Annotated in this window: 19 protein-coding genes; 3 read left to right on the top strand and 16 right to left on the bottom strand. The window is 43.3% G+C overall.

Features of this window, described 5'->3' with window-relative positions; all coding sequences use genetic code 11:
• Positions 1–8 precede the first annotated feature (8 nt).
• Positions 9–1,094, bottom strand: coding sequence for a tRNA 2-thiouridine(34) synthase MnmA (mnmA, locus tag BXY_RS14400; protein ID WP_015532291.1), 1,086 nt, complete (start codon positions 1,092–1,094; stop codon positions 9–11).
• Between the two features lie 110 nt (positions 1,095–1,204).
• Between mnmA and BXY_RS14395 the strand changes: the two genes are divergently transcribed.
• Positions 1,205–2,068 (top strand): exodeoxyribonuclease X C-terminal domain-containing protein, encoded by an 864-nt coding sequence (locus BXY_RS14395; protein ID WP_015532290.1) that lies wholly within the window; start codon positions 1,205–1,207, stop codon positions 2,066–2,068.
• Here the strand turns inward: BXY_RS14395 and BXY_RS14390 are convergent.
• From BXY_RS14390 to BXY_RS14375, 4 genes are read right to left on the bottom strand one after another with little or no spacing between them, the layout of a single operon-like run.
• Positions 2,058–3,065 carry a metallophosphoesterase family protein gene (locus BXY_RS14390; protein ID WP_208946822.1) on the bottom strand — a complete coding sequence of 336 codons (1,008 nt, stop codon included), beginning with the start codon at positions 3,063–3,065 and terminating at the stop codon, positions 2,058–2,060. The genes BXY_RS14395 and BXY_RS14390 overlap by 11 nt on opposite strands.
• Positions 3,066–3,083: 18 nt before the next feature.
• Positions 3,084–3,566: a 2-C-methyl-D-erythritol 2,4-cyclodiphosphate synthase gene (gene ispF / locus BXY_RS14385; protein WP_004308656.1), complete on the bottom strand. Its 483-nt coding sequence runs from the start codon at positions 3,564–3,566 to the stop codon at positions 3,084–3,086.
• Between the two features lie 38 nt (positions 3,567–3,604).
• Positions 3,605–4,219 (bottom strand): fumarylacetoacetate hydrolase family protein, encoded by a 615-nt coding sequence (locus BXY_RS14380; RefSeq protein WP_009038984.1) that lies wholly within the window; start codon positions 4,217–4,219, stop codon positions 3,605–3,607.
• Positions 4,219–4,869 (bottom strand): redox-sensing transcriptional repressor Rex, encoded by a 651-nt coding sequence (locus tag BXY_RS14375; RefSeq protein WP_004297208.1) that lies wholly within the window; start codon positions 4,867–4,869, stop codon positions 4,219–4,221. The genes BXY_RS14380 and BXY_RS14375 overlap by 1 nt, the downstream gene beginning before the upstream one ends.
• A 165-nt stretch (positions 4,870–5,034) precedes the next feature.
• On the opposite strand from BXY_RS14375, the gene BXY_RS14370 reads away from it, so the two are divergent.
• Both BXY_RS14370 and BXY_RS14365 read left to right on the top strand, forming a co-directional pair.
• Positions 5,035–5,385 carry a translation initiation factor gene (locus BXY_RS14370; protein ID WP_008020449.1) on the top strand — a complete coding sequence of 117 codons (351 nt, stop codon included), beginning with the start codon at positions 5,035–5,037 and terminating at the stop codon, positions 5,383–5,385.
• 36 nt (positions 5,386–5,421) lie between these two features.
• Positions 5,422–5,931, top strand: coding sequence for a TlpA family protein disulfide reductase (locus BXY_RS14365; RefSeq protein ID WP_015532288.1), 510 nt, complete (start codon positions 5,422–5,424; stop codon positions 5,929–5,931).
• Positions 5,932–6,135: 204 nt separating this feature from the next.
• On the opposite strand, the gene tsf is transcribed toward BXY_RS14365, so the two are convergent.
• The 11 genes from tsf to BXY_RS14310 form a co-directional block, all read right to left on the bottom strand.
• Positions 6,136–7,128, bottom strand: coding sequence for a translation elongation factor Ts (gene tsf / locus BXY_RS14360; RefSeq protein ID WP_004297205.1), 993 nt, complete (start codon positions 7,126–7,128; stop codon positions 6,136–6,138).
• A gap of 122 nt (positions 7,129–7,250) precedes the next feature.
• Positions 7,251–8,087 carry a 30S ribosomal protein S2 gene (gene rpsB / locus BXY_RS14355; protein WP_004297204.1) on the bottom strand — a complete coding sequence of 279 codons (837 nt, stop codon included), beginning with the start codon at positions 8,085–8,087 and terminating at the stop codon, positions 7,251–7,253.
• A 121-nt stretch (positions 8,088–8,208) separates the two neighbouring features.
• Positions 8,209–8,595 (bottom strand): 30S ribosomal protein S9, encoded by a 387-nt coding sequence (gene rpsI / locus BXY_RS14350; RefSeq protein ID WP_004297203.1) that lies wholly within the window; start codon positions 8,593–8,595, stop codon positions 8,209–8,211.
• A 6-nt stretch (positions 8,596–8,601) separates the two neighbouring features.
• Positions 8,602–9,063 (bottom strand): 50S ribosomal protein L13, encoded by a 462-nt coding sequence (rplM, locus tag BXY_RS14345; RefSeq protein ID WP_004297202.1) that lies wholly within the window; start codon positions 9,061–9,063, stop codon positions 8,602–8,604.
• Positions 9,064–9,265: 202 nt separating this feature from the next.
• Positions 9,266–10,960, bottom strand: coding sequence for a RagB/SusD family nutrient uptake outer membrane protein (locus BXY_RS14340; protein ID WP_015532286.1), 1,695 nt, complete (start codon positions 10,958–10,960; stop codon positions 9,266–9,268).
• Between the two features lie 21 nt (positions 10,961–10,981).
• Positions 10,982–14,197 carry a SusC/RagA family TonB-linked outer membrane protein gene (locus BXY_RS14335; RefSeq protein WP_015532285.1) on the bottom strand — a complete coding sequence of 1,072 codons (3,216 nt, stop codon included), beginning with the start codon at positions 14,195–14,197 and terminating at the stop codon, positions 10,982–10,984.
• Between the two features lie 40 nt (positions 14,198–14,237).
• On the bottom strand, positions 14,238–16,784 hold the full coding sequence (locus tag BXY_RS14330; RefSeq protein ID WP_208946821.1) for a DUF4962 domain-containing protein: 2,547 nt from the start codon (positions 16,782–16,784) through the stop codon (positions 14,238–14,240).
• A gap of 130 nt (positions 16,785–16,914) precedes the next feature.
• The gene (locus BXY_RS14325) at positions 16,915–18,465 is read right to left on the bottom strand and encodes a hypothetical protein (RefSeq protein ID WP_015532283.1); all 1,551 of its coding nucleotides are present in this window, start codon (positions 18,463–18,465) and stop codon (positions 16,915–16,917) included.
• 48 nt (positions 18,466–18,513) lie between these two features.
• A complete protein-coding gene (locus tag BXY_RS14320) occupies positions 18,514–19,524 on the bottom strand; it encodes a DUF6562 domain-containing protein (RefSeq protein WP_004305572.1) in 1,011 nt (336 codons plus the stop codon).
• Between the two features lie 37 nt (positions 19,525–19,561).
• Positions 19,562–20,299 carry a DUF3575 domain-containing protein gene (locus tag BXY_RS14315; RefSeq protein ID WP_134993276.1) on the bottom strand — a complete coding sequence of 246 codons (738 nt, stop codon included), beginning with the start codon at positions 20,297–20,299 and terminating at the stop codon, positions 19,562–19,564.
• 26 nt (positions 20,300–20,325) lie between these two features.
• Positions 20,326–22,929 (bottom strand): DUF4962 domain-containing protein, encoded by a 2,604-nt coding sequence (locus tag BXY_RS14310; RefSeq protein ID WP_015532281.1) that lies wholly within the window; start codon positions 22,927–22,929, stop codon positions 20,326–20,328.
• Between the last annotated feature and the right edge of the window lie 302 nt (positions 22,930–23,231).

Below are 23,231 nucleotides of genomic sequence, written 5' to 3'. Positions count from 1 at the left end.
TTAATCAATCATAATTCTTCATTTTCTATAATCACCAGCCCGATTCCTCTTTGGGAAGCGATGAAAGCTCCTCCCAGCACCCGTCTTCCATCATAAAACACAGCAGATTGTCCGGGAGCAATGGCCGAGGCCGTTTCGAGGAAACGTACCAACAAACGTCCGTCTTCCAATCTTTTCACCCGACAGGGAATCGGACGACTGCGATAACGAATCCGCACTGTCAGATTCTCACACCCGAACAGTTCCCGTTCATCCACAATCTTATCCTGCTCCGCCAACATGTATTCAGTTTCCAATTGGTCGGCATCTCCAAGCATCACTGTATTTTTCTGCGGATTAATTTTCAACACATAAGCAGGCTTTCCTAAAGCGATCTCCAGTCCTTTTCGTTGGCCAATCGTATAATAAGGTGCTCCTTTATGTTTCCCCAGTTTTACTCCTTCAGAGTTGACAAACCATCCCGGTCCGATTTCACTATCCAGTTCAGGACACTGCTCACGAAGAAAATCACGATAATCTCCTTTAATAAAGCAGACTTCCATACTTTCTCCTTCTTTCGACTTTGCCTCATACCCTTTCTCCGCAAGATACTCACGGACCTTTACCTTCGTATAATCTCCCAACGGGAAAATGCAACGTTTCAGCACATCCTGCCCCAATCTCCAGAGAAAATACGACTGGTCTTTCTTATCATCGTCTCCGGCTACTATATAAATGTTTCCGTTTTTCTCTTCCAATCGCGAATAATGTCCGGTAGCTACCCATGCACAATTCAACTTATCCGCCCACTCCGTCAGAACACGGAACTTAAACAACGGATTGCACATCACACACGGATTCGGTGTACGCCCCTGCTTATATTCATCTATGAAGTTTTTTACGATGGTCTCTTTAAAAGGAATACGCTCATCTGCCACATAATGTTCAATCCCCATTCGTTCAGCTAACTCCCTGGCGTCCTGCGGTTCATCTCCCCACACACGCATGGTAACTCCTACAATCTCATATCCTTGTTCTTGCAGCATCAAGCAAGTAGCGGTGCTGTCTATGCCACCGCTCATACCTACCAATACTCTCTTGTTTCGTTCTTCCATTCGAATTTTGAAAATTTACATGGTTACAAATGTACGAGATTTCAAAGAGAAAAGTTGCTTTTCTGAAAGAAAATCCTTATATTTGAAATATACCAAAAGCGAGAACAATTATGGCTAACCCTAGATTAGCGGGCATTTCCGAAAACGAAGAAGCCTTATTGTATGCCAAATTGAATGAGTACAACCGAGGCAGAGCCTCTTTTAAAGAGGCAGGAGTCTACTTGGTGGTGTTGCCCCGACCGGGGAAACCAAACTATTCCCTTTGGCTGTACTCTCCCCTGCCCGAAAAGCAATCTATTCTTTATATACATGACCTGTCACCGGACATTAACGAATCCCTCCGAATGGCCAGTACAATGTTTTACTATTCAAGGCGTTGCCTTATTCTCATGGATTACAATGAGAAAAGAATGCAGAGTAACGGTGACGACCTTATCTTTTTCGGAAAATACCGGGGACATTTTCTTCATGAAATTTTGAAGATAGATCCTGCCTATTTAAGTTGGGTAGCTTACAAGTTCACCCCCAAAATACCTAAACAGGAACGCTTCGTCCAAATAGCACAGGCTTATCATTCCATACATTTGGATATCATGATCAGAAAGTCGAGAGAGAAACGTTCATCAAGCCGCTATTTGGGAGAATTAGGGGAAAAACTGACTGACTTAAAATTAAAAGTCACACGCGTACGACTGGAAGACGATCCATACAAAACAAGAGTGAACGGCACTACCCCACAGTTTTTTGTCAAGCAGATACTGACTTTAACCGATGCCAGTGGAAACCTGGTTATTATAAGTATTCCATCAAAAAATCCCAGTGCGGTTTCATGCACTCTATCAGGGATAGAACATGAATACCGACTGGGAGATATTATCTACATTGCATCGGCGAAAGTATCACGCCAATATGAAAGCTATGGTTCAAAGTACACGCGCCTTAGCCATGTGAAGTTCGCAAGCCTCAACGTTTAGTCCAATCGTCCTTGACAAAACTTGCCGGATAGGAAATTTTATCCACCACTCCGTCTTTCTGACGAATCCAGGACGTAAATGTACGAGCCCCCTCATCTAATACGATGATACGGGCCCCGTTAGGCAAATGATTATATTCCGTATTTCCACCGGTGAAGCGTCCATAAGCCAGAAGAATACCTTTCCACATCACTGCATAATCATTATCATGATCGTGTCCTACAAACATACCCATCACATCACCCGCTTCTTTCATTGCCGCAAACATTCCCGTATTCAATTTAGGTGCACAAGCTTCCTCCATACGAGTTCCGCGAAGAATCGCATTTTCGGTACGGGCAGCTTCATTGTATTCAGGAAGAGGAATATGGAAAAAGGCAAGAGCCGGCAAAGGCTGTCCACCATTTTGCGCTTTATAAGCTGCACTCTGCTGGCGATACCAATTTATCTGATCGAATGTAAGCCATGCATATCCCTTCACATCTTTCAAAGGAGAATAGGAATGAAAATCCATGCAATAAAGCAAAGCTGCATCCTTCTTTACATTAGAAGACGATTTCACAGTTAATACATAGTCCGGCGATAAGACTGTTCCCCGGTCAGGCAATAAATTGCCGGGAACTTTACGGATAATATCATATAACTGTTCCCGTGTCATTCCCTGTTCATTGTCATGATTACCAAAAGTGACCACGAAAGGCAGTTTGCGTTTAACTACCGGTTCCAATACCTGCAACATTCCGGAATCTGCCGGAGCAGAATAAACAACATCGCCGGTAAAAATCACCAAATCCGGGCGTTCATCATCAAGCACCTGATTTATGCGTTCCAAAGCGATATCAGAAGCCCGGTTGCCGTATTTAAAATGCACATCGGTAAATTGCACAATTTTGAATTTACCATCTTTACTAAATTTCAGTTCACTCTTTTGAGCCATACAAAAAGTTGTTACCAACAAAAAGGTAAGTGTTAAGTAAATTTTTAAGAGCCGAATCATATTTATTTGTTTTAGGGGTTAAGAAATCTTCTCTATCAATACGGTAGCATAGGCTGATATACCTTCTTCACGACCCGTAAAACCGAGTTTCTCGGTAGTAGTCGCCTTAATGGAAATATCATCCGCATCAATTCCCATGACAGTTGCCATCGTCTCTTGCATCAAAGGAATATGTGCCTTTAACTTCGGGCGTTCGGCACAAATGGTTGCATCGATATTACCCACTTTATATCCTTTGGTAGCAATCAATTCCACTGTTTTCTTCAGCAGAATTTTGCTATCTATGTTTTTAAATTCTCCAGCCGTATCGGGAAAGTGATAGCCGATATCACGCATATTCGCCGCCCCTAACAAAGCATCGCAAACCGCATGCAACAATACATCAGCATCCGAATGCCCCAACAATCCTTTTGTATGTTCCAAAAGAATACCGCCCAGCCACAATTCACGCCCTTCGACCAGCTGATGTACGTCGAAGCCAAAACCTACTCTTATCTTCATATTTTGTATAACAAATGAGTACTAATGAATAAAAAAGATCAACGGATATAGAAATCCAGCAGTTTTTCCTCTTCCAGATAACCTTGCAAACGCTGTCCGATACTAACAGGACCTACACCGACAGGAGTCCCCGTAAAGAGTAGATCACCGATTTTCAACGTTACAAACTGACTGACATAAGCGATAATATCATCTATCTTGAAAAGCATATCTGCTGTACAGCCACGCTGTACTTCTTTACTGTCGATCAACAGATTGAAGTTCAAATTTTGAATATCTTTATAATGCTCTACCGGAACAAAAGTCCCAATAGCAGCCGATGAGTCAAAACCTTTACAAAGCTCCCAGGGATTCCCCTGTTCACGGAACTTTCGTTGAAGGTCACGGGCTGTAAAGTCGATACCGACTGTCACAGCATCATAATAGCGGTTAGCAAAACGGGGAGCGATATTTTTCCCCAATCGGTTGATACGGACTACCAATTCCGTTTCATAATGTATCTCGTTGGAAAAGTCGGGGATGAAAAACGGTTTGCCATCTTTCAGAATAGCAGAATCAGGCTTCATAAAAATCACCGGCTCCGTATTTACTTGTGTATGTCCCAGTTCTTTGTTATGCTGGGCGTAGTTCATGCCTACTGCAATAATCTTCATTATTTCTCGTTAAAATTCAATCGGTTAAACATAACAGCCAAATGAGCATATAAAGACGTATTCTGCACCACAATATTCTCGGGTACACGGATTCGGAAAGGAGTAAAGTTCCATACGGCTTTTATACCTCCGTCTACCATCTTATCTGTAATTTCCTGAGCAATATTAATAGGCACGGTCAACACACCGATATTTACATCGTATTCTTTCATCTTTGCCTCAAAATCATCGGAGTGAAAAATAGGAATACCATTCAGGTCTTTTCCCACCAATTCCGGATTCACATCAAAAGCTGCCACAATCTCCAGCCCGAAATGATGCAAACCTGAATCCCGAAGCAAAGCAGCCCCCAGGCTACCTACACCAAACAAGAAGGCTTTGTGCATATTGGTAAATCCAAGAAAACTCTCCAACACTTCAATCAGCGCATCAATGTTATACCCTACTCTCGTGCGCCCGGAGATATTGACGTAGGATAAATCCTTGGCGATTTGAGAAGCATCAATATTTATTTCCTTAGAGATTTGTGTAGAAGAGACGTACTGTTCTCCTTTTTCTTTCATTAGTTTTATGTTGGACAGATACCAGGGAAGTCTGCGCAAGGTAGGCTCCGGCACTTTATCCGCCTCTTTTCGTATAGATGTGCTCATACTTCTTACTAAATTTGGTATTTTGCAAAAGTACAATCTTTTTTGAGACTGACAACCCTATAACAGAAAACCTTAATAGAGATTAAACAAAACAATGAAAAGAGGTTCAAATTTTGCTCTTTTCCATAAGTTTAATACTTTTGAAAAGGATTAAAAATGACGAGTATGAAAAATAATGATTGGAAAGATAGATTAAACGTAGTGTATTCCACGAATCCGGACTTCGGCTATGAAATGGATAACGATGAAGAGCAAGTTACTCTCGACAAAAACAAACAAAACCTGCGAGTTTCCATTGACAAAAAGAACCGGGGCGGTAAAGTGGTCACATTAATTACCGGATTTATAGGTACGGAAAACGACTTGAAAGAGCTGGGTAAGCTACTGAAAAGCAAATGCGGAGTAGGCGGATCGGCTAAAGACGGAGAGATTATGGTGCAAGGAGATTTCAAAACCAAAATCATAGAGCTGCTCATTAAAGAAGGATACTCTAAAACAAAAGGTATAGGAGGTTAAACTAAATAGCATTTTGTAACTAGAAATTTTAAAGATATGAGAAAAGTAACATTATTCTTTGCAGCAGCGTTATTCTCACTGTTGTCATTTGCACAAGACAACAATGCTGATATCGTCAAGGTAGGCGATAGTATGCCTGCTTTCACCCTTCATTCAACAGTGAACGGTACTGTAAACTCCGAGGACCTGAAAGGAAAAGTTGTATTAATCAATATTTTCGCTACTTGGTGTGGTCCTTGCCAAAGCGAACTGGCTGAAGTTCAAAAAACACTCTGGCCTAAATATAAGGACAACAAAGATTTCTGCATGTTAGTAATCGGGCGCGAACATACCGACGATCAATTAACGGAATACAACAAGCGTAAAGGGTTTACATTTCCTCTCTACCCGGACCCGAAACGGGAAGTCACAGGTAAGTTTGCCAGTCAATACATTCCCAGAAGTTACTTAATCAACAAAGAAGGGAAAGTGATATCCGCCACTGTCGGTTATAAAAAAGAAGAAATGGACAAGCTGATGAAGGAAATAGACAAAGCATTGAAATAATCCTCCCCAAGAATGTGCCTCATGTTATACATGGCAGTTTCTTGAGGAAAGGAATGATAAGATCAAATCAAAAGAAAAGGCAACTAACTCGTTATGAATTAGTTGCCTTTCTTGTATCTTCAAATAGAGAGTCTTAATGAATATCTCTATTAAGTTAACGTGTTCCGTTTTTAAGGACACATCATAGAATTTGAATCTGATTGATTATTCAGCTTTCAAAGTGAAACGCTTGAAATCAACAATCTTCAGTTCAGGGTCAGCAGCAGCCAACACTTCTCTTACAGTTTTCTTACCGTCCATGATATCTTCCTGGTTCAATAAGCAAACTTCTTTCAAGAACTTGCCCAGACGACCTTTCGCGATGTTCTGAATCATTTGTTCAGGCAGGTGTGCAGCCTTCTCTGCAGAAACAGTAGCAATGATTTCTTTTGCTTTAGCTACATCTTCAGCTGTAATCCATCCTTTAGCCATGTTGCTATCCATGTGTTCTTCGCTGTCCACATGAGCCGGGTTGATGTTAGCTTTCTTCAGAGCAGCCTCTACAGCTTTCTGTACCTGTTCTGCTTTTGTCTTCTCAATAGCAACTTCAATTTCTTTCTGTTTTACTTCTTCAGAAACGCCATCTTCATCAATAGCAATCGGGTTCATGGCAGCAATCTGCATAGCTATTTGCTTAGCCAACTGCTCGTTCACTTCCTTGTTGAAAGCAACAATCGTGCAAAGACCATTTCTGTTCATGTGATTGTAAACAGCAGTGCATACACCTTCTACAGTCATGTAACCATCCAGTTCCATTTTCTCACCTGTGATACCGCTACGGTCAGTCACTGCATCCTGTACAGTACCGTTACCCATCGGCAATGCTTTTACTTCGTCCAAAGTAGCGCATTTATTAGCCACAGCAAGATCAAGAATATCCTGAGTCAGTTTCACGAAATCAGCATTCTGAGCCACAAAGTCAGTTTCACACTTCAAAGCAACGATAACAGCACGGTCACCGGTAGTTTTAGCCAAAACGCAACCTTCAGAAGCTTCACGTTCCGAACGCTTAGCAGCAACAGCTTGTCCTTTCTTACGGATAATTTCCATTGCCTTGTCGAAATCGCCTTCAGCTTCAGTCAACGCGTTTTTGCAATCCATCATACCAGCTCCGGTCATTTTGCGCAGCTTGGTAATATCAGCCATACTTACAGCCATAATAATTTCCTTTATTTAAATGAATAATAATTTTCGAAACAAAAAAATGTGCCAATCTGCCAATCAAGATACAAGCGTATAAATATACTCTTGCACATTAGCAAATTGGCACATTTTATATATTAAGCCTCTTCGTCTTCCTTGATGAAAGCAGCAGCTTTAGCTGCGTTGATAGCTTCTTCGTCAGACTTGTCGAGTCTAGCTTTCACTGATTTCTTCTTGCCTTTGTTAGCAGGAGCTTCACCAGCAGCTTCCATATCGATCTTTTCAGCTTTTCTTTCTTCCAAACCTTCGATCATTGCAGCGCAGCAAGCATCCAAGATAACTTCTACTGATTTAGTAGCGTCATCGTTAGCAGGAATTACGAAATCTACGTTTGAAGGATCAGAGTTAGTATCAACGATACCAAATACAGGGATACCCAGACGGTTAGCTTCGCGAACTGCGATGTTTTCTTTCATTACGTCGATAACGAACAATGCAGACGGCAGACGAGTCAGGTCAGCGATAGATCCCAAAGTCTTGTCCAATTTTGCACGTTGACGAGAAATCTGAAGAACTTCTCTCTTAGAAAGGTTAGAGTAAGTACCATCGTTAGTCAATTTATCGATAGTAGCCATTTTCTTCACAGCCTTACGGATAGTCGGGAAGTTAGTCAACATACCACCCGGCCAGCGTTCGATTACATAAGGCATATTAACAGATTGAGCTTTCTCAGCTACAACTTGTTTAGCTTGTTTTTTAGTAGCAACAAAAAGAACTTTCTTGCCAGATTTGGCAATCTGTTTCAAAGCTTCAGCAGCTTCGTCTACTTTTGCAACTGTTTTGTGGAGGTCAATGATATGAATACCATTGCGTTCCATGAAAATATAAGGAGCCATTGCAGGGTTCCACTTTCTCTTAAGGTGTCCGAAGTGGCAACCAGCCTCCAATAATGTATCAAAATTTGTTCTTGACATCTTGTTTTTTCTTTAAATCGTTTACTTTCTTTTTTGTTTTTTCTAAACCAACCGCTGGGTAGTCTATGAGCAGAGTCCCAGTAGTTTAGATACTAAACATATTCCTCTATCAGGCAGCACATTAACGCTTGCTGAACTGGAATCTTCTACGAGCTTTCGGCTGTCCCGGTTTCTTACGTTCAACAGAACGAGGGTCACGAGTCATGAAGCCTTCTGCACGAAGAGCAGCTTTATCTTCAGCGTTCATCTTAACCAGTGCACGAGCAATTGCCAAACGCAATGCCTGAGACTGACCTGTGAAACCACCACCACACAAGTTCACCTTGATGTCATACTTCTCAGCAGCACCCAGCTTGTTCAATGGTTGTTTTACAACATACTGAAGAATAGTTGATGGAAAGTACTCTGCAAGGTCTCTCTTGTTAATAGTAATCTTTCCTGTACCTTCGCTTACGAATATGCGTGCAATAGCACGTTTACGTCTGCCTAATGCATTTACTACTTCCATTATATCTTATTTATATGAATTAATATCAATCATTTTCGGGTTCTGAGCAGCCTGTTTGTGTTCGCTACCAGCGTAAACATACAAGTTATTCAGCAATTTAGCTCCCAGGATATTCTTAGGAAGCATGCCCTTCACTACTTTTTTCAGTAATCTCTCTTCACCGTTCGGTTTTGTGATCAAACGGGCAGGAGTCATTTCTCTCTGACCACCAGGATAACCTGTATATGACAAATAAACTCTGTCATTCCATTTGTTACCAGTCAGTTTTACTTTGTCTGCATTGATGATGATAACGTTATCACCGCAGTCTACGTGAGGAGTAAAGTTTGGTTTGTACTTTCCTCTCAGCAATTTTGCAACTTTTGCTCCCAGACGGCCTAATGTTTGGTCTGTAGCGTCAACGATAACCCATTCTTTGGTTACAGTCGCTTTGTTTGCAGAAATGGTCTTGTAACTTAAAGTATCCACTCTAATTTTGTTTTTTAAATGTTACTACTAAAAATTTCTTCACCACTCATTAGTCTTCCCCGGACAAAGGAATACTAACTTGCTATGAATTAATCTCTTATCATTTTGTGATAATAATCGGCTTGCAAAAGTACGGCTTTTCTTTGAATTGGCAAACTATTTTTGTATATTTTTCCAGTCGCCTATTCTATTGAGAGTCTTCTCAATACCCGTTATTATTCATTCCATTGAGTTTCGGATTACTTTGTATCTCTTTCAGAGGGATAGGGAAAAGTTCATGTTTACCCTCCGTAAAATTCCGGTAAGCCGGATATGGTTTGTTCTCTTTCTGATTGACGGAACTGATCTCACCAAACAGTTTCAGAGCCTTTCCCAACACTCCCCAACGTATCAGATCATATTTGCGCTGTCCTTCAAAAGCCAGTTCAAAGCCGCGTTCCCAGTAGAGAGCCGTCCGAAACTTTCCTTCCGGTGTAGAGTCGTCGATGAAAGTCAGGTTATGTGTCTTTTTCCGTATGCTCATCATTTCATCATAATTCGCTTCTGTAATAGAAGTCGCTTCAGCACGTGTACGTACGCTATTCAACAAATCCCATGCTTTCTGTCTGTCCGTTCCTGTTTCATTATACGCTTCGGCAGCCATCAATACCACATCAGCATAACGCAAAGGGCAATAGTTCACATCCGCATAATTGATATTCTTGTTCCATGACTCTTTCGGCATCCATTCCCGGCGCCATTTTCCCACATACCAGCTACCTGCACTTCTTTCTTCTTTTACATGCTCTTTTTTAGTACCATTCCAGGTATAACGATAGGTGCAAATAGCGACATCACGACGTTTATCGCTCGCTTCGAAAAAGTTACGCCATTCGGGGACTACTATAAAGAAACCGTTGGCACGTCCCATATACTGATTTGATTCAGATGCAGAAACTCCGGTAGGTTCCGCCACCTGCGGACCGTTATAAATCCCCCATGCTCCACCGTTACGACGTCCTTGTGAATGATAGAAAGCAATCTCCCAAAGACTCTCCTTATTATTCAGTACCCCCTGCGAGTAGCTTTTAAAGAGTGCCTCATAACCACCATCATAAAAATCATGGTATCCTTTCTTTTCAAAAGCCTCCCACTCTTTTATCACTGCATCGAAATATTCCATCCGCTTACTGTCCTCCGGACGTTTCAACTGTCCATTCGATTGAAGGCTATATCCTGCACGTTGCAAATATACACGCATCAGCAATGCACGGGCAGCCCCTTGCGTCACCCGTTCGGGACTGGAAGAAGCAGTTGCCCAATCCAGATTGTTTTTAGCGAAAGTAAGGTCGGATATAATCTCGTCATAAATCACTTCCCTGTCCACACGTTCACCAAAAGCAGATTCGTAGGATGATGAATAAGATGTTTTGAAAGGCACATCTCCCCAATATCTCACCAAATCAAATGCGAGGAAAGCACGCAGAAAGCGAGCTTCCGCTTCCAATACTTTCAGACGGGTATTTTCTGCGTATCCTGTCATGCCACAGATTCCGTCAATGGTGAGGTTAGCCCGGTCGATTCCCTCATATTTCAGTTTCCAGATACTTTCAATCCACGTATTCGTGGAGTTTAGCTGATAATGTGCAATATCGTGAACCTGATTGTCAGACTGCGTACGAGCCGTATAATAGGTATCGTCTGATGCAGGAGAAGCCATTTCGTACCAACCATAATGATTAAAGTCCGACAATGAACTATATATTCCCATCACTGCCATTTCCGCTTTATCTTCCGAATCGAAATAGCGGTCCCGGTCATATTTTGAGTTAGGTTCTTCCGTCAGCAAATCCTCACAAGAGGAAAATCCTGTTGCCAACAAGGCGAATACGGCATATAATAGATGTATCTTTTTCATGATTACTATGTATTTAAAGAATTAAAATGCTACGTTGAGACCAAAAATAAAAGAACGGCTAAGCGGATACGCTCCAAAGTCAACACCCGGTGTCAAACCGCTTTTCATCGTAGAAACTTCCGGATCAAAACCTGAATACTTGGTCCAAGTCAAGAGATTATTACCGGTGGCATACAAACGCAAATTCTTCAATCCTACCCTTGCAATCAGGTTTTTAGGGAATGTATATCCCAAAGTCACATTACTTAGTTTCAAATAGGAAGCATCCTCCACTGCCCATGAATGAATATAATTGTCTCCTTGTTGAGCATCATGATAAGCAGCTACGGTTTTACCAGCATTCAGAGCAGCCAGTTCTCCGGGATCTGTCACTTTCTGTCCATCCAAATTGATGGTCATCCAACGATTAGAGCTATTCATCACATCCAATGCATTGTAGTTCAAGCTACCTACCTTACTGGTAACCAGTTTGGTCGCATTCAGCACTTCGTTGCCATAGCTGAAAGTCAGGAATATACTTAAATCAAATCCTTTGTAAGTAAAAGAGTTGTTCAATCCTCCGTAGAATTTCGGTTGAGCGTTACCAATGACCGTTTTATCATTTTCATCAATCACATTATCGTCTCCGGTCAAGTTCTTAAACTTCCACATACCCGGACGAATCCGGCCTTTATCACCATGATAAGGTATCCCATCTTTCAGGGTATAGGTCTGCGTAGAAGCATCATAATTGAAATCATCTACCTGATACAGCCCTTCGGTGATGTAACCATAGAACTGTCCTAATGGTTCTCCGACAGCAATACGATGAGTGTTTTGGTTAAAGCCGAACCTGGCTTCATAGAGTTGCACCGCCTCACCGGTCAATGCTTTCACTGAATTTTTATTGTGAGACAGCGTCAGTGTAGTGTTCCAACTAAACTTCTTTGTAGAGAAATTCACAGTATTCACAGTCAGTTCCACACCTACATTCTTCGTTTCTCCGGCATTAATCAACATACTCTGATAACCGGAAGAATAAGGCAACTGGGCGTTAAGCAGCAAGTTACTACTCCTATTTATATAGAATTCGGGTGAAATGGTGATACGTTGATTCAGAAATCCTAAATCGACCCCCATATTAAAAGTCTTGTTCGCTTCCCACTTCAGGTCGGGATTCGGTATCTGCTTGGAAGCATAACCGGGAGTAAGCTGATCTCCCATAGCGGTGATGATGGAAGACATCAAAGCAAGGCTGTTATAACTACCGATTCTGTTGTTACCCGCCAAACCGTATCCGATACGGAATTTCAAGTCGGAGAAAACATTCAGTTTCTTTATAAAATCCTCTTCAACCACACGCCATGCTGCTGATACGGCAGGAAAATATCCCCATTTATTATTCTTACCGAATTTAGAAGAGCCATCCGCACGGAAAGTTGCGGAAAACAAATACTTATCGGTAAAGTCATAGTTGAGACGAGCGAAGAAAGAGAGCAGATTGTCATCATAGTTTTCATCGGACGAAGCAACGGATGGAGTACCCAGACTCATATCTCCCAAAATGAACTCATCGGTAGGCAACCCACTGACACCGGATTCGAGCACACGAGTCCAGCGTTTTACAAATTCCTGTCCCAATTGTACTACCACTTTATGCTTCTTCTGAAAACGTTTGTCATAAGTCAGGACGTTAGAAGTCTGAAAACTTCCGGTCTCCGTATTTCTGATAGAGCCGTAAATACCGTTACGTCTTCCCATTATAGATTGGTCGCCATAGAAAAGTTCCCGGCGGTAAAGCTGATAACGCATACCCGTATTGTTGCGGAAGGTCAATCCTTTGATGATTTTGAAAGTCAGTCCGCCATTGGCTTGCAAAGTACGTGTTTCCTTATTATCCTTTTCTTCAGCGGCGGCAATCAACGGGTTCTGCATCACGTTTCCGTCCGCATCGCTTAATACAGGGTCTTCTCCTGCCAACAAATCCGAGTCATTACCACGTATACCAATGGTAGGACGGTATTGCAAAATCTGAACCATTTTATTAAACTTTGCATCTACATTGCTTCCGCCTTCATTCGTACCGTTTCCGGCAACACCTGCTCCATACACTTTCAGATAATCGAAGTTGATACGTCCTGTAACGGAGAGCCGCTTATTCACTTCGCTTTTCACGCTAAGCGCAATATTATGTTTGTCGCTGCCGCTATATACCATCGCACCTTCATCCTTGAAGTAACCATAAGACATATTGTAGTTCAACTTATCATTACCACCGTTGACGCCTACCCGGTAATTTTGCGTAACGGTAGTGCGTCCCATCGTACGGTCCAGCCAGTCGATACCTTTACGGTTACCATAGTTTTCATGAAGATCGACAAAACCACCGTAACGATTCTGCCATGACCGCATACTTTCCTCGGGATCAGTAGCATCTCCTAATGTTCTTTCATAATCCGCCAACACAAATTCCTCTACACTTAATACATCCAACCGCTTGGCAAGCGTACGCACACCGACATAAGAATCGAAAGTAAGAGTCGCTTTCCCTTCACTTTTCGCACCGCTTTTGGTGGTGATTACCACTACGCCATTCGCTCCCCGGGCGCCGTAGATGGCTGTTGCCGAAGCATCTTTCAACACGTCGATACTTTCAATATCGGCAGGATCAAGGCTGGACATGCCATCTTCCGTCGGAAATCCGTCGATAATATAAAGCGGTTCGTTGCTTTGCGTAATTGATATACCGCCACGAACACGCACTGACATCGTAGCACCGGGCTGACCGTCTGTTTGTATAATCTGCACACCCGCCATACGTCCCGCTAAAGCCTGGGTTACATCAGACGAAGGAACTTTGAGCAAATCGTCGCTTCTCACAGAAGCCACGGAACCGGTCAGGTCTTTACGCTTTACTGTTGCATAACCGATAGCTACCACCTCATCCAACAATACCGACGCAGCTTTCATGGTCACATCAATCTGTTTTCTTCCTTTCACGGGTACTTCCATATTTTCCAATCCGATAAAAGAGAAAACCAAGACATCTTTCTGCGGATCACTAACGGTAATGGTGTATTTACCATTGATATCGGTAATGGTACCCGTGTTTTGTTTTCCTTTCACGGTTACATTTCCTCCAATCACTTCCAAGCCTTCGTTGTCCACCACCTTACCGGTAACGGTCAAACTCTGGGCATAAATGCCGGATGCACCGACAAGAAGCAACAAAATGCAAATAATTCTATTTTTCATCATATTCTGTTTGTTATTTATATTCACTATGTTTCATTGTTTATCATTGATTTACTACCCGGGTAGATATGGGACTCCGGTCGGTCATTTCAACCACCTGATAAACCCCATCTATCTCATCGTAAAGCAACGAGGAACCCGTATATTGTCGAGAGTAAAAATTGCCATTCAACGCAGGATTGTCTGTTCCATAACTAAATACTGCTTGTTCGGTGCGATGACTCACTGTCAGTTCCGGTGCCTTGGAAGCATCCAAAACCGCTTTGACCGTCCAGTCGCCTACATTAAAGGTATCACCGTCACGGTTAATAATAGAAACAGCCTCATCTCCTACCTGAATAATAGCCAGGAAACGGGTGGCAGAACAACCGTCAACCCGTGCAGTCAAATGCCACTGGTTGGGATACTCCGCTCCGATGATGGCGGGCGGCACTACAAAACGGTCCGTTTGGGACAGCGTAAAAACATGTCCTCCAAAAAGCTGCGTCACAGCCATCCATCCTTTGGTTTTATTATTTGTAGACAACGTTTTCTTTACCGCATCGATCTTAAATTCCGTAGGACTATGCAACAGCCACTCCCAGCAGACAGCCTCCGATGCTTCCAGCTCATCATACACAATCACCGTATGAGGATGAAGCATCAACACGTGCCGACGGTATTTAGTCAACGGGGTGGCACCGAATCCATTTTCAGGCGTCTGCTCAATACCTGCCTGCTTGAAGTAGCCAACCCACATCGGGTCATTGCTGATACCTCTGTAAGCATGTGAAGCATCTCCCAAACAGTAACTGATATGCTGTCCGCCCATAGCACGCATCACACTGCCATAACCTTCGGTAGAATAAGGTTGTCCGATACCGTTTACCAACAGTGAATTATGCGCCCGCGTATGGCGATAGGACATCAGATTATGAGCATCGCTGAAATTCTGATAATAGCCCGTACTGCGATACACATCGACACCCTTATACAACAGATTAAAAGCATTCTGACTGGCAGTAGTGTGACTGCCGGACCCGAATGTACTGGAACGGAACGAGAGCGCAAGATCCTTTCCCGTATCTTCCGGAGCACTGTGCATGGCTACTTCACCGGCGTCTTTATACCATACCATTTTATCAGCCCCGGCAGGAAAAGCTGTATTGTAATCCTGATCGGTACACATCCGGTAAAGACGCAATTCATAATCCCGACGCAACAGGTCCCGACATTCTCCGGCATACCATCCGGCATAGGAATTACCCGTTTCACACGCCAGATAGTCAGCAAAGGCAGCAACCAAACGGTTGGGTTCACTCCCCTTTTCACTACTGTCACCAAAGCCGTTGCTTTTCGATCCCGGCGGGCAAGTATAAACCAACGAACGTCCGGCATTCTGATACCACGGATGTGATAGAAAATCGTACCGACTGATGAATGAAAGAAGAGACGGCATATACGCCAAAGTCAAGATATTGGCACTGAAATAACCGGTACCATTGTGCCATATACCGTCGCGATTGAAACCGGAAGCAGGAGCACGGGCTGTCCACAATTCATAATAATACTCCATCATGGGCAGCACTTCGGAAGAATAGGCCGGTTTGTCGTAAAGCGACAAAGCCACTTGAAAGAGGATGCGCATATTCTGCTGCCAAAAATGATTATCAAAGAGATGGTTTTCCTGAAAACCGCAATTTACCTTGTAATAGTAACGTGCCACACGCATCATCAGTTCTTCGGCAGCAGTACGATCGGAAGCAGACAAGTTATTATAAAGCAGATCGTAGGCTGCAACAAGACACCATGCGATGTTGCTGGCAGTAAAGTTGGATGCAAAAAGCTGTCCATCAGCAGGGGGAGCGACAATCAACGCTTCGAGAAGCTGGCGTAACTTTTCGGCATAAATTTCTTTTTGGGTTAAATGATAGGCCTGATAAAGATAAGTGGCATGTTGCCGGAGCTCTTCTGCACGGCTATATAAATCAGTCATTCCGGTGTATTCGGCTTTCAATGCCTGTGAAGCACGACTTTGTAGTTCTGCATATTCAGGGTGTGAAGTGACACGGTTACGAGCCTCTCCGATACGGTCGTCTAAAAAACAGTAAATACGAGGATGCAGACGGGGAGCATTTGCTAAGAATGTCTGAAAAGGAGGTGTTACAAATTCCGGTGTATCATTCTTTACTTCGAAACGATAGATAGCACTCCATTCACCGGGCGTAGTTCCATTAAGATTGGTGGAACGAAAGCGCCAATACCATGTGCCGACCTCCAAACGACGATGAAGATTATACATACACCATTCCTGCGGTTCGGAAAGTAGCGTTTCGGAACTGCTGAAATCTTCAGTACGTGAAAGGGAAAATTGCAGTCTTTCGCCCGTCTTCATGGCTTGAGGAACAATAAGAGGAGCAGGATTCAGATACAATTCATTATCTGCTTTGGGATAAGGTTGCGTTCGTATTTTATCCTGATAGGCATCGGGAATTCCGGCAGGCGTCTCTGGCTGCGTACTGTCCGGTTCGGGCAGCGAGTCAGATGTACAGCTACAGAACAGCTGTACCATGAACAAAAGAAAAACCGATAGGCGAAATGTGGTGTGCATATTATTTTCTTTTCTTGGTATAAGATTAGAGGGCTATTTTCAAAAGTTTCAATGTAAGAAGAAGGTAAAGCGGGATGGGGGGATCCCACTTTCCTTGAATTTCTATTGAGTAAGGTCGAATATTCAGTGACTATTTAAAGATTGTAATCATTGGGCGGCAAAGAGCTTGTTGATTAAGAGCTGTCTTAACACTGATACCCGCCTCTTGTGCATTAGTAACAACACCATCAGCTACATTAATACGTACACCAGAAACATTACCTTGGTTATTGATAGTACTAGAAGCATAATTCACTGTAGCAATCGTTTCTCTATCAAACATTTTGCCATTGACAAATTCAAACTCCGACATGTTTCTGAAGTCCTCACTACCAGTAGCTGGTATCTCTTTCATAGTAAACAATGTACCCATGAACGCACTCAATTGCGACAATGTAGGAATATACCATGCACTCAAATTCTCACTATCAGGAGCATGTTCTCCCACCCATTTCTCATAAGTTGTTTTAAAGGCAACATCTCCAAGACCTGTTAATAAAACGTCCGTAGTCTGTGTACCATTTGTCATACCTGCAGCTGTTTCAGCCAAAGTAGTCAATAATTCAGTATTAAGAGTCTGACGAGCAGTCGCCACATTCTCAATCGCTACCGCATATCCGGCAATTGTCTTACCTTGAAGTGCTACAGGATAATTAGCCGGCACATCACTACCAATAGCCTCCATCTTGAAAACAATACCGACAGCATCCGCTGCATCACGTACCACTTTACCTTCTGCATTGATATAACTACCAACTTTCATTTCCAATGCTTCATAATCCGGATCCACTCCTACTTCAATGTCAAAGTTTCCATCTCCGATTTCAAATTTAGCCATAATCTGCATATTAGCGTCCAAAGGTAATGTATTTGCCGGTATTTTAATCTCTTTACTATATCCGCCACTCAATGCCATGGTTATTTCTTCTGTAAATTTACTTACATTTGAAGGAGCAAAAAAGAAATTAGCGAACCAATTGCCATCCGCAGAAGCAAAACTTGCATTTGTATAAGTCACAGGAGTCGTAGCAGAACATTTACCCTCTAAAATATCATATCCGCTCAAAGCGTTATATTTTATTTCCAGTTTATTAGCTGCCGCAGCTACTTCCGGATTCTTCGGTTTTACGCTCACATTAGCAAACGGGCGTTTCAATGTCACACTGGCATTACCAATCGTTTCCAATTTTCCGCAGAAAGCGTCGCTGGCTGCCATCAACGCATCATTTGTCAGATCGAATGACGCAGTATTATATCCTACTACTCTCAAATCAGCAGTGTTATATACTTTATTAGCGGCACCACTTTCCGGCACGTATTCAGCCCAAAACAATGCTTTCGACACTTCTTTTTGTTCATCTACGGAAATAGTGAAAGATACCTTACCGTCTGTAACCGGTTTAGTTACCTGATCGCCTATCTTATTGCCATCAGCATTCAGTAATTGCATGATACATTGCATCGTATAACCGTCAGGGATGGTAACCGCACGGCTAAAGACGTTATTTACAGGAGCCTGTACAGAGATAGTAACAGGAGCATTGATTTCTGTTCCGTTGTCCGAAACGATTTCTTCTTGTCCACAGGATGCAAAAAGCACTACGAACAAAGCCATTAGCGAATAAAATAAGTTCTTTTTCATGATCTTAATTGTTTTATGGTTAAGCAATTCTTAATTGATTTATCTATTTTATAATTCTCCAAGGTCTACCTCCAGATCACCGTCATAATCGGGGTCGATCCCTATTCCTCCATTAGCATCGGAAGTCAGGAAGTTACCGCGTACCGTTGTGTTTTTGCCCCGTTCACAAGGAATACGGAAAGCTGTACGTGCCAGCACTTCATTCTTCTCATTCAAGATTTCGAGCTCTACAGGGATGGAAACGGTTTCTCCGGCATCGGTCAACACATAGTCAAATCCCAGTATCAGTTCTTTCGTACCATCGGCAGGGCGTTCAAAGGCCACTTTATATTCCATGTACATGAGCGAGTTCTTGGGTACATCATCCCACAAATTGTAACCGGTAGGCAAATAATCACTGTACTTCACACGAGCGGTAAAACTTTCACCTTTCAGTCCGCCTGTGGACAGTTTATTGAGAAACGTTGCCACATCTTTAGCCACCAGTTCATAGCGTGCTACGGGGCGATACAGTTCAACGTCAAGACTTGTTTCAGCTCCCCAATGATTGCGGAAAGAAGTCAGGTCTGCCATAGCAGAAGCAGCAAAAACATCTTTATAGCGGCTATTCCCTATATACTTTCCGGCAGGAAGGATAAAAGCCAGATTCTTGGCATCGTAAACAAGTCCCTGTTCCGGTGTCTCCGCATTCACATAATCGGCCCACACCAGGATGCGGTAATTACGGGCGTGCAGCTTCATACTAACAGACAGACTGGCACGGTTAAAATCCTCTTCATATACCGTTTGCCGTGCCGCCACCTGTCTATCCAGATAGGCTTCTACGATGAAACGACGCAGATAGTTGGTTTCCGACGCACGGGTGATGGTCACCGGTGCTCTTTCTGCCAAACTTAGATTCATTGCCAGATTAAGGTTGAGTGTTACAGCTGTCGGGTCCACTCCCAGTTCTCCTTCGGGAGTCATTTCCGGTTCTTCGTGCAGGCTGCATCCATTCACCAGCAAGGTGATGAACAACAAGAAAGTGCACTGTGCCAGTATATATAAATTTCTTCTCATATTGTTATCTTATTTATATGTATGTTCCTATCTAAGGTTAGAAGCGGTAGACCAACGATGCTCCCACACGGGTTATCCCCCAGTAATGACGGACACGCGTATCCAGCTGTGCGCCGTTGTCTACATTATAATAGGTGTTATACTTCATGTTGGCATATCCCACTCCCAGATTAAAATCCGCTCCCCAGTGTCTGGAAAGAGGGAGTTTGTAACCGTAGCTTATTCCGGCTCCCAACAGCGGACGATCAGTATCTTGATAACGGTCATCGTTCCACTTCACGTTAAACCATGCCATGTGAGCGTGCAGTCCGACAAAGTGTCCCCGTCCTGTTTCATTTCCTATCCACCAGCGGGCTTCAGGTTGCAATGCTACCGTACGCACGCCGTGCTTATCCCCCAAGTCCCACAAACTGCAAGTCAACGGCAACTCTACCGTGATCTTTTTATGCACCTGCATTTCCACGGCAAGGTTCAGCAAAGCACAAGCATCATATACTACATTCGTTTTCAGTGCCAGATAGCGTTGACCATCAAAGGCAGCCGCTTTCTTTCCTGCATTCTCTTTGCCGGATTGGCGTTTATCCTCCTCCTTTTTTGAAGAAGTCGCAACTGCTGTTTCCTGCTTTTTCCCGCCGGGCTTGTAAACCGTAGTTTCCTCCGGAGCTGCCGAAGTCTGTACACGGGGTTTACCGGGAGTCTGTGCCGACAAGACGGTTATGCCCGATAATGCAGCCAACAGACATATAGTTCTCATATTAAAAGTAGAGTGTCTCATATATTCGTATCTTTCATGTTCATTGATCAGATTTCCAGTTCGGGCACTGTATCCCTCATTACCGTTTCGTACCCATCCTCATTGATGACAGTAGCTTCACCTTTATAAGTGATATTCACCTTCTCTTGAGTGCTGCGGATAAAGAATGAAGGAGCACCGTCGGATTTCAGGTTAACACTGATCAGCCATCCGCCCACTTTGATACGTCCGTCGGACAAGATTTCGGGATCTTTGGCAGGATATTTCAGTGCATGTGTATTGATGACAGTGGCAAAACGATATACTTGTGCCTTTTCCGATGTAGCGGTGAAATGCCAGTGATTAGGATACTTCTTGAACACCCCTTTGTCATCAGCACGTAGCCAGTTGACTGCCGGATAGAAAAAACGGCTCGTCGTATCAGTCTGCAATGTTCCGGTGGAGAAAAGATAAGCGTCTGATGCTCCTCCGCGGTTCGTGGCTTGAATATGCACGAAGCGATGATTCGATTGATCCACTGTCATGGGATTTTCTGTGGTATGCAGCAAATAACTCCAGTTTACAGGTTCGTCTGCCACGAGTTCGTCATAGATAAAGATGAGTCCTGTCTTTCCCAAATTGACAATGTGACGGCGGAAAGTTTTCACATGGTTCTCATCCCAGCCATTTTCGGGCGTATAATACACCTCCGACTGTTCGCCGCGTGTCAGCCAAAGCGGTGAAATCACTTTTCCGTAAGCATTGGAAGCATCACCCAGCACATACCCGATCTTCTCGCTGGCATAATAACGGGGAATCCATCCATATCCTTCCGTACCGATACGTTGTCCCATACCGTTCACCAGAATCGTATTGTGAGCACGCGTGGCACGATGGCACAACATACTATGTACGTCGGTAAACTCAATGTGGTGTCCGCTACTGTAAAATAATGGTTTTCCACCATAGAACGTATTGAAAGCATTCTGATTGGCAAGTGCATGAGAGGTAGAACCATAAGGGCTTGACCGGAAACTCCACATCGCATTTCCACCTACTCTGTCCCAGTTCGTCTGGAAAGAGGCAAGTCCTGTTGCGGGGAAGACGTATCCTGCAGGGAGTGCTGTCAATCCTTCACCTTCCGGCAGAGGTTTATCACATTGCAGGCGGAACCAGGCCAGATCACCGGGCTTACTCAATAAGGCTTTCTTCATATATTCCGGTTCCACTTTCAATGTACGGCGTACGAAATCAGCGGCATAAGTGTTTCCGGTAAGGCGTGCCAGCGCATCCAAATATCCTATACGGATACTGTTTGGACGTCCCACATTCTGATGCGAACTTCCGTTTCCTCCGGATTTGGAAAAAGGAGGTTGCTGGAAGATGGTATACATGATATTTCCCTGATACCAAGGATCGGAAAAGAAGTCGTAACCGGTCAGTTTGCTATAATAGTAAGGCACTTCTACTAATGTACGGGTGTTGACCGTAAAGTAAGAATCGCCATTGTGCCAGCCACCGTCTTTGTTCAATCCGGGGAAACGTGCCAACCATACGTTATAACAGTAATCCACCCATGTATCGGCTTCAGGCAGATCGCCATATACACTGAATGCCGCCATTGTAAGGATGCGAAGTGTCATCTGCCACACATGATTGTCGGCGATGTGGTTCTCCATCCTGTTATTAAAGTTCTCATACATTTCACCACCTTTATTTTTGATGGCTTCCAGCAATGCTTTCTTTTGTGATGTATTCAACCGGTCGTAGAAAGAATCATAAGCCATAGAGCAGAGAGACAATAAGCTAGAAGCATTAAAATCTCCTTTCACATTCTTATCTTTATCCCAGTCGGCCATGATAAATACCCGTTTGATAGCTTCGTCAGCATATTTAGTATCCTGCGTCAGCAACCAGGCCCGTATCAATGCTTCGGTATTTCCCTCTTCCGCATCGATGATGCGACGGCTTTCACGAGTGAGGTATGAATTTATCTGCATCTCGTTCTTCAGATTCTTCACCTGCGAGACATTAATATCTTTCACTGATTTCATTGGATTCTGAAGTACCTGATCTGCACGCTCAAGATACCATTGCCTTTCTGCCTTTTGTTTGCTGTGATTTATAAAGTCCTTCCATTCGTTCTTCATGATCCACACACGCGGATGGTCGGCAGGTAGTTTTGCCAACACTGTTTTCAATGAAGGCGGACAGAATTTGCCCGAACGATCTTCTACGGTGACTTGCTGGGTGCTTCCCCAAGTCACTTGTCCGTTTTCTACATAACCGAACTGCCAGTACCATCCCCCCGGCGCAAGCGGTTGTTCCGGATTATAGAACGGCCAACGAGTTTCCACCTGAACAACTCCGGACTTCAATCCGGCATCCTGCGAATAACGTAACCGATAGGTAATCTTCGTTTTATCTACCTTCTTTACTTTGTGTTCGAATCCATCCAACGGACTGTCCTGCGAGTTCATGTCCGAACGGAGCGGCCATTGGAAAGAAACCGCACGATCATTTACCACCGCTTTATCAAGAGGATAAGGAGTGGCACGCATTTCATGCATCAACGTTGTTTCCGTCAACTTGATGACTGCTTGTTTTTGCGCATGTGTCATCTGTGCAGCCACAGACAAGATTACGAATGAAATCAATAATACTTTTTTCATGATATCAAATGATTGGTTTTTCTGTAGGCAAATGTAGATAAACTGTCCGAAACGGAACTTTCAATTCATTTCTTCCTTCTCTGATACTGTCTAACAGGACTTTGTTTTCGTTCATTTCAACTTAAAATTCGTCCAAAACAAGCGTTACAGGAAGCTACAAAGAGGGTAAAAGGGTAAAATAGCCCCCAAAACGGAATGACTGGAATTGATAGAAAGATGAAGGTTATTAGTTCTTGTTTAGGTTTTCACCACAGAGGACGCGGAGGACACAGAGGGGAATTTGGTTTATGACTTACGGTGGT

The organism is Bacteroides xylanisolvens XB1A (assembly GCF_000210075.1).
In the GTDB taxonomy this organism is placed as follows: domain Bacteria; phylum Bacteroidota; class Bacteroidia; order Bacteroidales; family Bacteroidaceae; genus Bacteroides; species Bacteroides xylanisolvens.
The sequence above is the reverse complement of the archived record's forward strand: the minus strand, read 5'-3'. Positions and strand labels throughout refer to the sequence as shown.